This is a genomic window from Arthrobacter antioxidans (assembly GCF_023100725.1).
GTDB lineage: Bacteria > Actinomycetota > Actinomycetes > Actinomycetales > Micrococcaceae > Arthrobacter_D > Arthrobacter_D antioxidans.
This window is the reverse complement of sequence record NZ_CP095501.1, coordinates 2,808,578-2,821,622: the sequence shown is the minus strand read 5'-3', so window position 1 is coordinate 2,821,622 and position 13,045 is coordinate 2,808,578. Positions and strand designations below refer to the sequence as shown.

The following is a 13,045-nucleotide window of genomic DNA, read 5'->3' as shown; positions in this document are numbered from 1 at the left end:
GATGCTCTGGCGGGGGCCGCGTCCGCGGTCCTCGGCGGTGCGCGCCGTCGTGCTCCCGCCGCGCGGGCGCTTGGGGGCGGTGGCTGGGGCTGCCATCACTGGGATACCTTCCGCTGGGTGGCCTTCAGGAAGACGAAGGAGAGGATGAACGTGGCGAGCGCCAGGACCACCGAGAAGGCGGCGGCCAGGTTGTAGTTGGGGATGGACGCCGTGGTGTAGACCGCGAGGTTCGGGGTGTACGTGCTGCTGATCGCGGAACTGAAGCTGCGCAGGGTCTGCGGTTCGGCCAGCAGCTGCAGCGTACCGATGATCGAGAAGACCGCCGTGAGGATGATCGCGGGGACCACCAGGGGGATCTTGATGCGCCAGGCGATCTGGATGTTGCTGGCGCCGTCGAGCCGTGCCGCCTCGTAGATCTCGTGGGGGATCGCGAGCAGGGACGCGTAGATGATGAGCATGTTGTAGCCCACGTAGACCCACGTCACGATGTTCGCGATGGCCCACAGCACGAGGTCGGCACCCAGGAAGTCGATGGTCGAGGTCACGGGGCCGAACGGCGAGAGCGACGGCGAGTACAGGAAGCCCCACATGATGGCCGCGATCACGCCGGGGACGGCGTAGGGCGCGAAGAACGCGAGGCGGAAGAACTTCTTGCCCCGGAGCAGCGGCGAGTCCAACAGCAGTGCGAACAGCAGGGCGAGGCCCAGCATGATGGGTACCTGCACGGCGCCGAACAGCAGGACCCGGCCCACGGACTGCCAGAAGGCGGTGTTCTGGAAGACCTGTTCGTACTGCACGAGGCCGCCGAAGACCTGCTGGGGCCTGCCGAACGTGCCCTCCCGCTCGACGGTGAGCAGCGACTGGATGACCGCATAGACGATCGGGATGGCGTAGAAGGCGATGAAGAGCACCGCGAACGGGGCGATGAACATGGCCACGGCGCGGCGTTGCGCTCCCGAGGAGCGGTTCTTCCGCGCGGCCGGGCGCGCCTTCGGCGACTCGGCCGGAGTGCTAATGACGGTCATTTCCTGCATCCTTTCGGCCCGGGGCGGAGCCGTCGGTGGGGATTACTGGGGTGGTGCGGACAACGCGCACTGCGCCCGCGGGAACGACGACGGCATCGGCCACGGCCTCCGCGGTCAGCAGTTCCAGGCCGGTGACCCGGTGCTTGCGGTCCTCGGTGCCGTGGTTGATGAGGAAGAGGTACTCGTGTCCGTTGCCGCGACGGGTGACCGTCTCGAGGCCGGACTGCACCTCGGGGACGGTGACTCCGGCGGCGACGGCGGCCCGCAGGAGCAGGTCGCGGAGGACACCGCCGTCGAGCACCGTGCTGACATACCAGGCAGCGCCCGCTCCGAACCGGTTGCGTGTGACGGCGGGGCCGCCGGCGTGGTGGCCGGTCGCATAGCTCAGCACGGCCTCGGCCGTGGTGAGGCGGACGGCCTCGGACCAGAGGGACGCGGGTGAGCCGTTGTCCAGGGTGAGCGGGTGGGCCGGGTCGAGCGGGAAGAACTCCTCGGACCGGAGGCCGAGCAGCTCCCGGAACGCTCCGGGGTAACCGCCGGGGCGCACCCTCTCGTTCTCGTCGACGATCCCGCTGAAGAACGTGACGACGGCGGATCCGCCGCCGGCCACGAAGTCGCTGAGGGTCGCGGCGTGCTCGTCGCGGATCAGGTACAGGTTCGGGACCACCACGAGGCGGTAGGCGGAGAGGTCCGCGCCGGGCGCCACGACGTCGACCGTGATGCCGGCGTCCCACAGGGCCTTGTAGGCGGCGTGCACCTGCTCGATGTAGCGGACGTCGCCGGACGGGTGCGACTCCTGGTCGTGGGCCCACCACGCCTCCCAGCTGAAGACGAGTGCGACGTCCGCATGCACGGTGGTGCCGGCGAGTTCGCGCAGCTTGACCAGCGAGGAGCCGAGTTCGACGACGTCACGCCAGACCTGCGAGTCCGTCCCGGCGTGGGGCACCATCGCGGAGTGGAACTTCTCGCTGCCCTGCAGCGACGCGCGCCACTGGAAGAAGCACAGGCCGTCCGCACCGCGGGCGAGGTGGGTCAGCGAGGTGCGGATCATCTCGCCCGGGCCCTTGGCGATGTTGCGGGGCTGCCAGTTCACGGCGCCGGTGGAGTGCTCCATGAGCAGCCACGGCCGGCCCTGCGCGAGCCCGCGGGTGGTGTCCGCGGTGAAGGCGAGTTCGGTGAGCGGGGCGGCGAGGCGGTGATCCACGTAATGGTCGTTGGCGATGACGTCCATGGAGGGTGCCCAGGTCCAGTAGTCCTGGTTGCGGATGTGCGCGGCGACCATGAAGTTGGTGGTGACGGGAGCTGCGCTGTGGGCCCGCAGCACGGCTTCCTCGGCCGAGTAGTGCGCGAGGAGCTCGTCCGAGCTGAAGCGGTTGAAGTCGAGGGTCTGCGTGGGGTTGGTCGCCGAGAGCGTGAGCCGCGGGGGCAGGATCTGCTCCCAGCCCGAGTACCGCTGGCTCCAGAACGCGGTGCCCCATGCGGCGTTGAGGGCGTCGAGGCTCTGGTAGCGCGTACGGAGCCACCCGCGGAAGGCGTCGGCCGAGACATCGCAGTAGCACAGGGAGTTGTGGCAGCCGAGCTCGTTGGAGACATGCCACAGGCGCAGCGCCGGGTGGCTGCCGTAGCGGGCGGCGACCTGCTGGACCAACGCGAGGGCGTGCTCGCGGTAGACGGGGGAGCTGGGGCAGAACGCCTGGCGGCCGCCCGGCCAGCGGGCCGTGCCGTCGGCGGCGCGGGGGAGGAGCTCCGGGTGCGCGGTGGTGAGCCAGGCAGGGGTCGACGACGTGCCGGTGCCCAGGTTCACCCCGATGCCGTGCTCGGCGAGGAGGTCCATGACGGCGTCGAGGTTCTCGAAGCGGAAGACGCCCGGCTCCGGTTCCAGCTCCGCCCAGCCGAAGATGTTGACGGCCACGAGGTTGACGCCGGCCTCCTTCATCAGGCGGACGTCCTCCACCCAGACGGATGCATCCCACTGCTCGGGGTTGTAATCACATCCGTAGACGAGCTGCCCGTTCCCGGACAGTCCTGCGACGGTGGTTGCGTGTGCCAAACCTGCTCCTCGATGCTGCGGTGCCGATTCCCGGGCAGGTGCCGCAGGAGAGGCCGCGGGCGCAGTCTGTGAACGCTCCCACATCTGGGGGCCATGCTCTCCATCGAGAATCTGTGAACGTTCCCAGAGTAATGATCGTCACATTCCGTGTCAACGCCGGAGGATATGCCGCAGGTGGGCCGGGCGCCGTCGTACCCGTGTTTCCGCCCGGCGGTGCGCGGTGAGCGGCATGTCGTGGTGCGACCCGCACGCGGGTAGGCGAAAACCGGGAACGACGGCACCGATGACCCTGGCGAGCGAGGTGCCGGGGGCTCAGGCGAGTTGCTGGTCGCCGTACTTGGCCTGGACGGCCTCCCAGTCGCCGGATTGTGCGATGGGGTCCATCCACATCACTTCCCATGCGTGGCCGTCAGGGTCGGAGAAGGAGCGTGAGCGCATGAAGCCGAGCTCCTGGGGCTTGTTCTCGGTGGCTCCGGCGGCGACGGCCCGCTCGACGAGGGTGTCGACCTCCTCCGGCGCGTCGACGCTGATCGCGTTGATGACCGCGGAGGTGGCGTTGGCGTCCGCGACGGGCTTGTCCGTGAACTGCGCCCAGTGCTGGTGCGTGAGGATCATCAGGAAGATGGCGTCGCTGATGGCCACCGCTCCGGCGTCCTCGTTGGAGAAGTTCGGGTCCAGCGTCCAGCCGAAGCTCGTGTAGAACTCCTTGGACCTCGCGAGGTCGCTGACGGGGAGGTTGATGAAGACGTTCGTGGCCATGGCCGTTCTCCTGTTCGTGTGCGGTGGTGATCGAGTGCGTGATCCAGCGGCTCCTGCGAGCCCTTGTACTCCTTGGACGCGAAGTTCTCCGGGAAATCATCGGTGCCCGACGCATTCCTGTCCACCCCTTGCGAAGCAGGCTGAACAGGTCGACAGTGAGGTGGAAAACTACGGGGAGGCCGTCCATGAGTACTTCTTCAGAGCATGTGTCCGAAGCATCCGCCACCCGGGAGGAACCCGAGCTCAAGCGGGTCCTCGGGCCGAAGCTGCTTCTCCTGTTCATCGTGGGCGACATCCTGGGAGCCGGGGTGTACGCGGTCACCGGGACCATGGCCGGGACGGTCGGCGGGCTGGTGTGGCTCCCGTTCCTCCTCGCCTTCATCGTCGCGACCATGACGGCGTTCTCCTACCTCGAGCTCGTGACGCAGTACCCCCAGGCGGCAGGCGCTGCCCTGTACACCCACAAGGCGTTCGGCATCCACTTCGTCACCTTCCTGGTGGCCTTCGCCGTCGTCTGCTCCGGCGTCACCAGCGCCGCCACGTCCGCCAACGTGCTGGCGCAGAACCTGTTCGGCGGCTTCGTGGTCAACGGCTGGATGGAGACGCCGGGGCAGGGGGTGCTCACCGCCGTCGCCCTGGGATTCATGATCCTGCTCGCCCTGATCAACCTCCGCGGTGTGGGGGAGAGCGTCAAGTTCAACGTGGTCCTGACGCTCATCGAGGTCGCCGCGCTGTGCATCGTGATCGGCGTGGGCTTCTTCGCCATGGCGCAGGGCACCGGCAACGTGGGCCAGGTCTTCGTCTTCACCGACTACCAGGACAAGGGCCTGTTCCTGGCCGTCACGGCCGCCACCTCCATCGCCTTCTTCGCGATGGTGGGCTTCGAGGACTCCGTCAACATGGTGGAGGAGACGCAGAACCCGGAGCGCATCTTCCCCCGGACCATGCTCACGGGCCTCGGGATCGCGGTCCTCTTCTACATGCTGGTGGCCGTCTCGGTGGTCACGGTGCTGAGTCCCACCGAGCTGGAAGGCATCCGGGAAGCGGAGGGTGCCGCGCTGCTCGAGGTGGTCCACAAGGGGTCCCCCGACTTCCCCATCGACCAGATCTTCCCCTTCCTCGCGGTCTTCGCCGTCGCGAACACCGCCCTGATCAACATGCTGATGGCCAGCCGCCTGATCTACGGGATGGCACGGCAGGGGGTCCTTCCCCGATCGCTCGGCAAGGTGCTCCCCGTGCGCTGCACACCGTGGGCCGGCATCCTGTTCTCGACGGTCCTGGCGCTCGCCCTGATCCTCTACGTGACCAGCGACCCGGACGGCAACATCGTGGCCAATCTCTCCGGGACCACCGCGTTCCTGCTCCTGTGCGTCTTCGCCGTGGTGAACATCGCGTGCCTGGTGCTCCGCCGCAAGCGGGATGTGAACCGGAAGGTGTTCTTCACCTCCCCGGGCCCGCTGCCCGCCGCGGCCGCGGTCCTGTGCCTCTTCCTCGCCGGGCCCTGGGTGGGGCGCGACATCATCCAGTACCAGATCGCCGGGGGCCTCATGGTGATCGGCGTCGTGCTCTGGTTCGTCACCTGGCTGATCAACCGGAGGGCCGACACCCCGACGGGGGACCCGGCGGCGATCGACGGGTGAGCGTCCCGCAGCCGCGCTAGCATCGCCTGCATGGAGATCCTCCGCTACGCAGCGTTCACCGACCGGCCCGACGGCGGGAACCCCGCCGGCGTGGTGCTCGACGCCGACGGCCTGACGGCAAACGAGATGCAGGCCATCGCCGCCGACCTCGGATACGCGGAGAGCGCCTTCCTCTCCGACCGTCTGCCGGGCCGTGCCACGGTCCGCTACTTCGCCCCCGAGGCGGAGATCCCCTTCTGCGGCCACGCGACGATCGCCACGGGCGTCGCGCTCGCCGAACGCGAGGGGCCCGGGACGCTGGCCCTCTCGACGCCCGTGGGAGTGCTCGCGCTCACCACGGACCGCGTGAACGACCGCCTCGTCGCCTCCCTCGAGACGGTCGACCCGTGGGTCGAGGGGATCGACGGGGGCTGCAGGGCCGACCTGCTGCGGTATCTCCGGCTCGCCGAGGAGGACCTGTCGGCCGACCTGCCCGTCCTGCTGTCCTTCGCCGGCAACATCCACCCCATCGTGCCCGTCCGTGACGCGGGAGTCCTGCGTGCCCTCGACTACGACTACGACGGACTCAAGACCCTCATGGCCGCCCAGGGCTGGGGCGCGACGGTCGCCGTCGTGCACCGGATCGGCCCGGACGTCTTCGAGGCCCGCAACCCGTTCCCGCCGGGCGGTGTGCGCGAGGATCCCGCCACCGGGTCGGCCGCGGCATCCCTCGGCGCCTATCTGCGGGCGCGGGGTGAGCTCGTCCCACCGGCCACGCTCACGGTGCATCAGGGCGCGGACGTCGGGCGGCCGTCCGTGATCACCGTCGGCATCCCCGAGGCCGGGGGCCTGACGGTCTCCGGCGGTGCGGTGCGGATCACCGCGTAGGAGGCGAGGTCGCGGCGCTCGCCGCCGATCTCCAGGTAACTGCCGAGGAGCCCCTCGTAGGTGAAGCCGGCACGGCGGGCGGCGCCGATGGACGCCGCGTTCCACGGCTCGATGTGCAGTTCCACGCGGTACAGGCCCGGCAGGGTCCACGCGAACGACGTCAGCGCCCGCAGGGCATCGGTCGCGACCCCGCGACCGCGAGCGGCGGGGGCGACGGCGTACCCGGCCTGGCCGCGCCCGAGGGCGTAGTCGCGCAGCCACAGGCCGATGACGCCCAGGGCCTCGTCCGTGCGGGCGTCGGCGATCGCGAAGGAGAAGCCCGCTCCCTCCGGGTGCCGCTCATGCTGGCGGGCGATGTAGGCGAGGGCTTCCTCCGTGCCGGCCAGCGGAGGGAGCGTGCCGATGAGGGGCACGTAGGGATCGGTCGCGAGGTCCCGGACCATGCCGGCGTCCCGGTCCTCGATCTGCCGCAGGACCACGCCGCCGGACGCCGGCGGGATCTCGGGCCAGCCGGGCAGCAGCGGACGCTCCGGCCCGCTCACGGCCGGTAGCCGAACGCGGCCAGGCGGAGGTCGTCATGCGGCTGGAAGCCCAGGGCACGGTAGAGGGGGTGCGAGCGCTCCGCGTCCTCCGTGCCGTCGGCGTCCGTGGTCAGGGCCAGGAACATGCAGTGGGCGTAGCGTCCCTGGATCTCCTCCATGAGGGCACGGGCCACCCCGCGGCGCCGGGACGCGGGATGCACGAGGACGTCCTGGATGTAGCAGATCGATTCCCCGTCGGAGACGGTGCGCGCCAGCCCCACCAGTCCGCCGTCGTCGTCCCACGCCGTCACCACCGAATGGGACCCTGCGAGGCTCCGCGCGAGCCGGTCGGGATCACGCGTGTAGGCCGTCCACCCCACGGCATCGTAGAGCGCGAGCGCCCGGTCCAGGCCAGGGGTCTCATCCGCGGTGATCCTCACCGGTCCACCGTACCCCTGCGGCCCGCCCCGGCAGCAGGAACCAGGCAGCGCTGCTTGCGCGCTCCGGCGAGGGTCTCACGGGTCCGCGGAGCGACGTCGGGTGCCCGCGATCCGCGCGATCAGGGCGTGCGTCACGGCCACGAGGTCCGCCGGGGCCAGTTCGACGTCCAGGCCCCGCTGCCCGCCGGACACGAAGACGGTGGGGTGGTCGAGTGCGGACCGGTCGACGACCACGGGGGATGCCTGCCGCTGGCCGATGGGGGAGATCCCGCCGAGGACGTAGCCCGTCCGTCGCCGGGCGGCGTCCGGATCGGCCATCGCGGCCTTCCGCCGGCCGAGCGCCGAAGCCAGGGCCTTGAGGTCCAGTGACCCGCTGACGGGGACGACGGCGGCGACCAGCATCCCGTCGACGCTCGCCATCAGGGTCTTGAAGACCCGCTCCGGGTCGACGCCGAGTGCTGCGACGGCCTCGAGTCCGTAGGAGGAGACGCCCTCCTCGTGGCTGTACGGGTGCGCCGTGAAGGGGACGGCTGCTTCCGTGAGGGCGGCGAGGGCGGGCGTACTGCGGGGTCCCGTGATCTTCCTGCCCACATCACTCCTGCCTGTCATGGCCCGTGCGTGCTAGGAGGCCGTCCCGGTGTCCAGTGCCGTCGCGGGTCCGTAGGCCGACGGATCGCCCCAGGTGCCCGTGAACTCGCACGCGAGGATGAAGTCGATCACGAGGCCGCCGGTCAGGACAAGCCCTTCGACGTAATCCACGCCGTCACGCGTCACGGGTTCCACGCCCTGCTGCTCGAGGGCGGAGACCACCTCCTCCGTGGCGGCGGGGTCCTGGCCGTTCAGGGAGCACCAGTACACGTAGACGCCCTCGAGCTCGTCGAGGGAGACCAGCGCTCCGTCGGTGGTGACGGTGGTGGTGGCCTGGAGGAAGTGCTCGAGGTGCTGCGCCAGGGGGGAACGGCGCGGGGGACGGATCAGGGATCCGGCCGCGGGAGGTGATGGGAGGAGGGCTTCCTGGTGGGTCATTGCTGCACGCCCCGATCGGGAATGGTGCTCTGCTGCAGGGTGCCGGGCATGGCGGCCGAGGCAATGAGAAGAAGAGCCGGAGGAACAGCCGCCTTCTTCTAGACAACTTCCTCCACAGTACTCTGTCGGCGCTGCCCTCCACGGAAACAGCCCGTGAACGCTCGGCTACAGTACACGTATGCCCCCGATCCGCACCCGTTCTCGCCGGGCGACCATCAACGACGTCGCCACCGCGGCAGGGCTGTCGCGAGGGACCGTGTCCCGGGTCGTCAACGGCGAACGGTACGTGTCCGACGAAGCGCGCATCGCCGTCGAGGAGGCGATCGCGCGGGTGGGCTACGTCCGCAACTCCGCGGCGAGGAACCTCGTCACCCAGGAGTCCCGGGCCATCGCCCTGATCATCCACGAGCCGCATTCGCTCCTGTTCGAGGACCCCAACATCGGCTCCATCCTCCTCGGGGCGAACGCCGTGCTCTCGAAGGCGGACTACCAGCTCGTCACCCTCATCATCGACTCCGACCGGGACAGCCGCAGGGTCGCGGACTACCTCAGGGGCGGCCTCGTGGACGGGGCGGTCATCGTCTCCGCCCGGGCCTCCGACCCCATCGCCTCCGCGGTGCGCGACATCGGCGTGCCGGCCGCCTTCGTCGGCCACCCGCCCGGCACGCCGGACCTGCCGTACGTCGCGATCGACAACGCCGCCGCGGCCCGCGCGATCACGCAACGCCTCATGGACACCGGGCGCCGGAGGATCGGCATGATCGCCAGCGCCATGGACCGCGATTCCGGCTACGACCGCTTCACGGGGTTCCGCGACGCGATGGGGGACCGCTTCGACGCGTCCCTGGTGGTCGAATACCCGCTCTACACCTACGCCGCAGGGCTCGAGGGCATGCTGGAGCTGCTGCGCCGGTGCCCCGGGATCGACGGCGTCTTCGCAGCCTCGGACGCCGTCGCCGCGGGCGCCATGACAGCCCTCCAGGAGTCGGGGCGGAAGGTGCCCGACGACGTCGGGATCGTCGGCTTCGACGACAGCAGTTGGGCCGTGAGGACCAGGCCCCAGCTGTCCACCGTCCGGCAGCCGGCCGACCTGCTGGGCAGCACGGCGGCGGAACTGGTGCTGGCCCAGATCCGCGGCCTGCCGAGCCCGGTGCAGGTGCTCGACACGACCGTCGTCTGGCGCGATTCGGCCTAGCCCGCCCGGGAGGGCACGACGAGGAGGACGCTCATGTGGATCGGCTTCATCGAGTTCGACGTCCTGCTCGGCGACGTGCATTCGCTGAAGGGCAAGCGCTCGGTGGTGCGCCCGCTCGTGGCGGACCTCCGGCGCAAGTTCGAGCTGTCCGTCGCCGAGGTGGGCCACCAGGACCTGCACCGCCGCGCCGTCGTCGGGGCCGGCCTCGTCGGCGCCGACCGCCGGCATGTGGTGGACGTCCTGGACCGGGTGGAGCGGTACGTCGCGGCGAGGCCCGAGATCGAGCTCCTGAGCGCCCGGCGGCGGCTCCTCACCAGCGAGGACTAGCAGGAAGATCCATAACCCGTGGCTTACCACCCGGCAGTGGCTCTCATCTATTTCGGAACGTTCATCCTGGGGCTGCCGAGTCTCGTGCTGTCCATGATTGGAGTGGGGTGGTTTGTCACTCATCCGAAGGAGATCGGCGAGTCGTTACTACGGGGCAAGCGAGGGTGGATGTTCGCTCTGTGCGTCGTGGTGGTCCCGGTCACGGTGGTCTGCGCCCTCGTCCATTTATTGTTCCTCTTCGGGACTCGGTGATCGACGGTCCTTACAACGAGTCATGCCTTTCACCCACTGGGTCTGCTGCATCGTTGGGTTACAGTTCGTAGTCACGCAGTCAGGGCGGGTGGCGATGAGAGAGCTACAGCAGCCCCGATGGTCCCGACCTCGTAGGAACAAGATTTACGAGATGTCAGGTGTCTGCCCGTATGCATCGAGGACGCCGACCATCATGGACGTAAGCACCATCGCGAGGAGCGGTACCCAGAACGCGATCCGGCGCTTGGCGAGCATCACGATGGTGGCTATTGCCGCTGCGAGTGGGATGAGGAAGATCAGAACGTAGGCACTCGCTGCCGCCCATTGCGGTATTGAACGGCTTCCGTCCATCCACGACCAATCAGTTGGCACCAACCGCGAGCTCATGACCCGACTCAACCGGCCACACCCTGCTGGATGAGTCGCTACAAGGAACAGCTGACGTTTCCAGCCTTGAGCGCCTGTACTCAGAGGCAGCGGGCTGCCCATCAAGGTCAGCTTCGGCAGTATCAGACCAGCGCTCCAGAGATCAGGCGGAAAGGCTGGTTGAAACGTGCCCCGGTTCGGGATGCTTCAGCGGACTGCTGCGTGGAGGGCTTTCGACCAAGAGTCCTGGTGCAGGAGCGCATAGTGGGTCGCGGCGCGCCAGTGGTCCCCGTGACCGTCCACATACATCGAGCCCCACGGTTCCAGCCCGGAGTCATGAGAGGACTCCAGGAGGTCATACATCGCCGCGGCGCGCTGGTGCATGGCCGCTGGTAGTTGTTCGCGCAGGGACTCATCCGCGCCGTATCCGTCGATGAACGCGGCGAGGTGTCGACCGGCTTCCGCTGGGGCCTGACCGGGGTCCGAGAGGGTGAAGGCTTGAGCGGCGTAGGCGAGGTCCCACAGGCGGGTACTCGGTGCGGCGGCGTCCCAGTCGATGAAGGTCCACCGTTCACCGATGATCAGGTTCCAGGGTGCGAGGTCGTTGTGGCAGATCAGGTCACTTCCCGGCGACGGGATAGCTGTAGTCCATTGCGCGTCAGGGGAGGGGACGAACGACTCGCTTGCGTCGTGGATCGCGCGGACCATCGCCCCGACCCGGTGGAGCTGAGCAGGCGTGAGTGGATCCGAGGCGAGGGCCAGTCGCCCCGGAATGAACTCGGTGACCTGCCGGCCGTGCTCATCCTGGCCGAAGACCACTGGAACATCGACGCCGGCGTCCCCGACAGCCTTCATGAACTCGAGAACATGAGGCGTCGACGGCGTCCACGGCTTGCGGACCGTCGACCCGACGCGTACGACACCATCACTGACGTTGCCGCCCCCGAGTTCCTGCTCGTCATCCATTCTTCGATGCTAACCGTGGCCCTCAGACGGTTTCTCACTGCTCCTTCCGGCAGTGAGGGCCGCCACTGCCACGTTCGATTTCCTCGTGCACCGGGAGGCTCGGAGGAATGGGCGGGGGCGGACCGACCATCCGTGTAGGTTTCGGTCATGGGGACATTCGATGCTGTCATCTTCGACTGGAGCGGGACGCTCGTCCACGACCCGCCGCTGCGTGAGCGAGTGGCAATCACATTTGCCAGGCTCGGTCGTGCTGACTCTGGCGAGGTTGATGTGGTCTGTGCCGCTCTTGACAGCAGTGCGTCGGATCCTGACATCATTGCCGCCCAGGTGGGCGCTGATACGAGCCGGGTAGCCTATGACGCGGCCGAATCGTTGCACTTCCAGCGGGTAGGCCTCGATGAGGACCTTGCAGCAGAGTTGCTTCGGTTCGACGAGTACCTTGAATCCCGGCCGATGTACCCGGACGCAGTTCCTGTCCTGGCGCAGCTCTCATCCCTCGGATGTCGGATCATCGTCCTGAGCGACATCCATTTCGACATCCGCCCTTTGCTTATCGCGCAAGGGGCAGGGCGCTTCATTGACGACTACGTGCTGTCCTTCGAGCACGGCGTGCAGAAACCAGACCCGAGGATCTTCGAACTCGCGCTGGGGCGGTCAGGGTTGGACCGGGGTAGGACTCTCATGGTCGGCGATCGCTCGACGCATGACGGAGCAGCAGCGGAGGTCGGCATCACGACTTTGCTGCTTCCACCACTGACGTCCTTCGGCCCGCGCGGGCTGTCCCTGGTGAGCTCCGTGGTTCATAGCTGACCGGCTTGAGAACACTGCGATGAGTGGTGATGCGTATCAGTTGCCGGCCTGTTCGCAGGGGAATTTGCGAACGGCAGCATGGTCAGTTCGTTGGATTCGATCTACGCGAGGCAGCGAGGGCCACCGCCATGATGCCCATGCGGGCCAGCTGGAAAACGGGCTGGGTGGCACAGGGATTGTGCGACTGCGTAGCTCTTCCTCGGTAGGTGCGGCGAACGCCTCCGCGAATCGATCGTGGTCCTCTTCGGTCATCTCGAAGGCTGCAGCATCACCGCGCCGCCATCGATCCTCGGCACGGGAACGGCGTTGATCCTCCGACAGGACCACGTAATGGAGCTTGAACTGAGCGCCAACTCGGTCGGCGATGTCCCGGAGCGCATGACGCTCCTCTGGAGACCAGAATCCGAAGTCGAGGATCACGGAGAGACCACCACAAAGGGCTCGATGTGCGACCCAGATCAACCGTCCCTCGAGAACATCGCGTTTACCGTCAGCTTCTGAGTCACCGAACAGCGGTTGCATCCACTCATCCGGAGTGAGCCGGAGCGCACCCGACTGTTCTTCGATGCTCGAGGCGAGCGTCGTCTTTCCCACGCCCGGAAGTCCGACCATCAGATGCAGTGTCGGTGGTGCAGTCATGCCGCCACTCTTCCACGGACAGTTTGTCGTGAGTTGCTGACTGCCCGTCGGTGAGCGAAGGGGCTTATCTGAATCAACAGGCTCTGTTCCTGTAACACCTACCGAGATTCGCCGGATAGCTCCTTGAAGTAGCGGGTGACGGGCCACCGCTACGATCCGGAT

General features: G+C 68.1%; 15 protein-coding genes. 5 read left to right on the top strand and 10 right to left on the bottom strand.

Annotated features, from left to right (window positions below; translation table 11 throughout):
- Positions 1-95: 95 nt before the first annotated feature.
- The 3 genes from MWM45_RS12980 to MWM45_RS12970 form a co-directional block, all read right to left on the bottom strand.
- Positions 96-1,034 carry a carbohydrate ABC transporter permease gene (locus tag MWM45_RS12980; protein WP_247826811.1) on the bottom strand — a complete coding sequence of 313 codons (939 nt, stop codon included), beginning with the start codon at positions 1,032-1,034 and terminating at the stop codon, positions 96-98.
- Complete coding sequence (locus tag MWM45_RS12975) at positions 1,012-3,159, bottom strand: beta-galactosidase (RefSeq protein WP_418909691.1); 2,148 nt, start codon at positions 3,157-3,159, stop codon at positions 1,012-1,014. Before MWM45_RS12975 ends, MWM45_RS12980 begins: the two co-directional genes overlap by 23 nt.
- Positions 3,160-3,387: 228 nt before the next feature.
- Positions 3,388-3,834: a VOC family protein gene (locus MWM45_RS12970; protein ID WP_247826809.1), complete on the bottom strand. Its 447-nt coding sequence runs from the start codon at positions 3,832-3,834 to the stop codon at positions 3,388-3,390.
- 185 nt (positions 3,835-4,019) lie between these two features.
- On the opposite strand from MWM45_RS12970, the gene MWM45_RS12965 reads away from it, so the two are divergent.
- On the top strand, positions 4,020-5,474 hold the full coding sequence (locus tag MWM45_RS12965) for an APC family permease (RefSeq protein WP_247826808.1): 1,455 nt from the start codon (positions 4,020-4,022) through the stop codon (positions 5,472-5,474).
- 30 nt (positions 5,475-5,504) lie between these two features.
- A complete protein-coding gene (locus MWM45_RS12960) occupies positions 5,505-6,341 on the top strand; it encodes a PhzF family phenazine biosynthesis protein (RefSeq protein ID WP_247826807.1) in 837 nt (278 codons plus the stop codon).
- Here the strand turns inward: MWM45_RS12960 and MWM45_RS12955 are convergent.
- The 4 genes from MWM45_RS12955 to MWM45_RS12940 form a co-directional block, all read right to left on the bottom strand.
- Entirely contained in the window at positions 6,242-6,883 is a 642-nt protein-coding gene (locus MWM45_RS12955) for a GNAT family N-acetyltransferase (protein WP_247826806.1), read from the bottom strand. The genes MWM45_RS12960 and MWM45_RS12955 overlap by 100 nt on opposite strands.
- The gene (locus MWM45_RS12950) at positions 6,880-7,302 is read right to left on the bottom strand and encodes a GNAT family N-acetyltransferase (RefSeq protein ID WP_247826805.1); all 423 of its coding nucleotides are present in this window, start codon (positions 7,300-7,302) and stop codon (positions 6,880-6,882) included. The genes MWM45_RS12955 and MWM45_RS12950 overlap by 4 nt, the downstream gene beginning before the upstream one ends.
- A gap of 75 nt (positions 7,303-7,377) precedes the next feature.
- Entirely contained in the window at positions 7,378-7,911 is a 534-nt protein-coding gene (ybaK, locus tag MWM45_RS12945) for a Cys-tRNA(Pro) deacylase (protein WP_247826804.1), read from the bottom strand.
- A gap of 12 nt (positions 7,912-7,923) precedes the next feature.
- The gene (locus MWM45_RS12940) at positions 7,924-8,328 is read right to left on the bottom strand and encodes a hypothetical protein (protein ID WP_247826803.1); all 405 of its coding nucleotides are present in this window, start codon (positions 8,326-8,328) and stop codon (positions 7,924-7,926) included.
- A 178-nt stretch (positions 8,329-8,506) separates the two neighbouring features.
- Between MWM45_RS12940 and MWM45_RS12935 the strand changes: the two genes are divergently transcribed.
- Complete coding sequence (locus MWM45_RS12935) at positions 8,507-9,523, top strand: LacI family DNA-binding transcriptional regulator (protein WP_247826802.1); 1,017 nt, start codon at positions 8,507-8,509, stop codon at positions 9,521-9,523.
- 33 nt (positions 9,524-9,556) lie between these two features.
- A complete protein-coding gene (locus MWM45_RS12930; RefSeq protein WP_247826801.1) occupies positions 9,557-9,850 on the top strand; it encodes a DUF503 domain-containing protein in 294 nt (97 codons plus the stop codon).
- A gap of 396 nt (positions 9,851-10,246) precedes the next feature.
- Here the strand turns inward: MWM45_RS12930 and MWM45_RS12925 are convergent, their stop codons facing one another.
- Both MWM45_RS12925 and MWM45_RS12920 read right to left on the bottom strand, forming a co-directional pair.
- On the bottom strand, positions 10,247-10,489 hold the full coding sequence (locus tag MWM45_RS12925; protein WP_247826800.1) for a hypothetical protein: 243 nt from the start codon (positions 10,487-10,489) through the stop codon (positions 10,247-10,249).
- A 186-nt stretch (positions 10,490-10,675) separates the two neighbouring features.
- Positions 10,676-11,434: a phosphotransferase gene (locus MWM45_RS12920; RefSeq protein WP_247826799.1), complete on the bottom strand. Its 759-nt coding sequence runs from the start codon at positions 11,432-11,434 to the stop codon at positions 10,676-10,678.
- A 147-nt stretch (positions 11,435-11,581) separates the two neighbouring features.
- Between MWM45_RS12920 and MWM45_RS12915 the strand changes: the two genes are divergently transcribed.
- The gene (locus MWM45_RS12915) at positions 11,582-12,244 is read left to right on the top strand and encodes an HAD family hydrolase (protein WP_247826798.1); all 663 of its coding nucleotides are present in this window, start codon (positions 11,582-11,584) and stop codon (positions 12,242-12,244) included.
- Positions 12,245-12,280: 36 nt separating this feature from the next.
- Here MWM45_RS12915 and MWM45_RS12910 read toward each other — a convergent pair whose 3' ends face one another.
- Positions 12,281-12,883, bottom strand: a complete 603-nt coding sequence (locus MWM45_RS12910) for a P-loop nucleotide/nucleoside kinase family protein (protein ID WP_247826797.1) — start codon at positions 12,881-12,883, stop codon at positions 12,281-12,283.
- Between the last annotated feature and the right edge of the window lie 162 nt (positions 12,884-13,045).

Excerpts from the sequence above, each read along its gene's own strand:
- MWM45_RS12930 (WP_247826801.1), top strand. The coding sequence starts at position 9,557 with ATGTGGATCGGCTTCATCGAGTTCGACGTCCTGCTCGGCGACGTGCAT.
- MWM45_RS12910 (WP_247826797.1), bottom strand. The coding sequence starts at position 12,883 with ATGACTGCACCACCGACACTGCATCTGATGGTCGGACTTCCGGGCGTG.
- MWM45_RS12975 (WP_418909691.1), bottom strand. The coding sequence starts at position 3,159 with ATGTGGGAGCGTTCACAGACTGCGCCCGCGGCCTCTCCTGCGGCACCT.
- MWM45_RS12960 (WP_247826807.1), top strand. The coding sequence starts at position 5,505 with ATGGAGATCCTCCGCTACGCAGCGTTCACCGACCGGCCCGACGGCGGG.
- MWM45_RS12970 (WP_247826809.1), bottom strand. The coding sequence starts at position 3,834 with ATGGCCACGAACGTCTTCATCAACCTCCCCGTCAGCGACCTCGCGAGG.
- MWM45_RS12925 (WP_247826800.1), bottom strand. The coding sequence starts at position 10,489 with ATGAGCTCGCGGTTGGTGCCAACTGATTGGTCGTGGATGGACGGAAGC.
- MWM45_RS12965 (WP_247826808.1), top strand. The coding sequence starts at position 4,020 with ATGAGTACTTCTTCAGAGCATGTGTCCGAAGCATCCGCCACCCGGGAG.
- MWM45_RS12935 (WP_247826802.1), top strand. The coding sequence starts at position 8,507 with ATGCCCCCGATCCGCACCCGTTCTCGCCGGGCGACCATCAACGACGTC.
- MWM45_RS12915 (WP_247826798.1), top strand. The coding sequence starts at position 11,582 with ATGGGGACATTCGATGCTGTCATCTTCGACTGGAGCGGGACGCTCGTC.
- MWM45_RS12920 (WP_247826799.1), bottom strand. The coding sequence starts at position 11,434 with ATGGATGACGAGCAGGAACTCGGGGGCGGCAACGTCAGTGATGGTGTC.
- MWM45_RS12940 (WP_247826803.1), bottom strand. The coding sequence starts at position 8,328 with ATGACCCACCAGGAAGCCCTCCTCCCATCACCTCCCGCGGCCGGATCC.
- ybaK (WP_247826804.1), bottom strand. The coding sequence starts at position 7,911 with ATGACAGGCAGGAGTGATGTGGGCAGGAAGATCACGGGACCCCGCAGT.
- MWM45_RS12980 (WP_247826811.1), bottom strand. The coding sequence starts at position 1,034 with ATGCAGGAAATGACCGTCATTAGCACTCCGGCCGAGTCGCCGAAGGCG.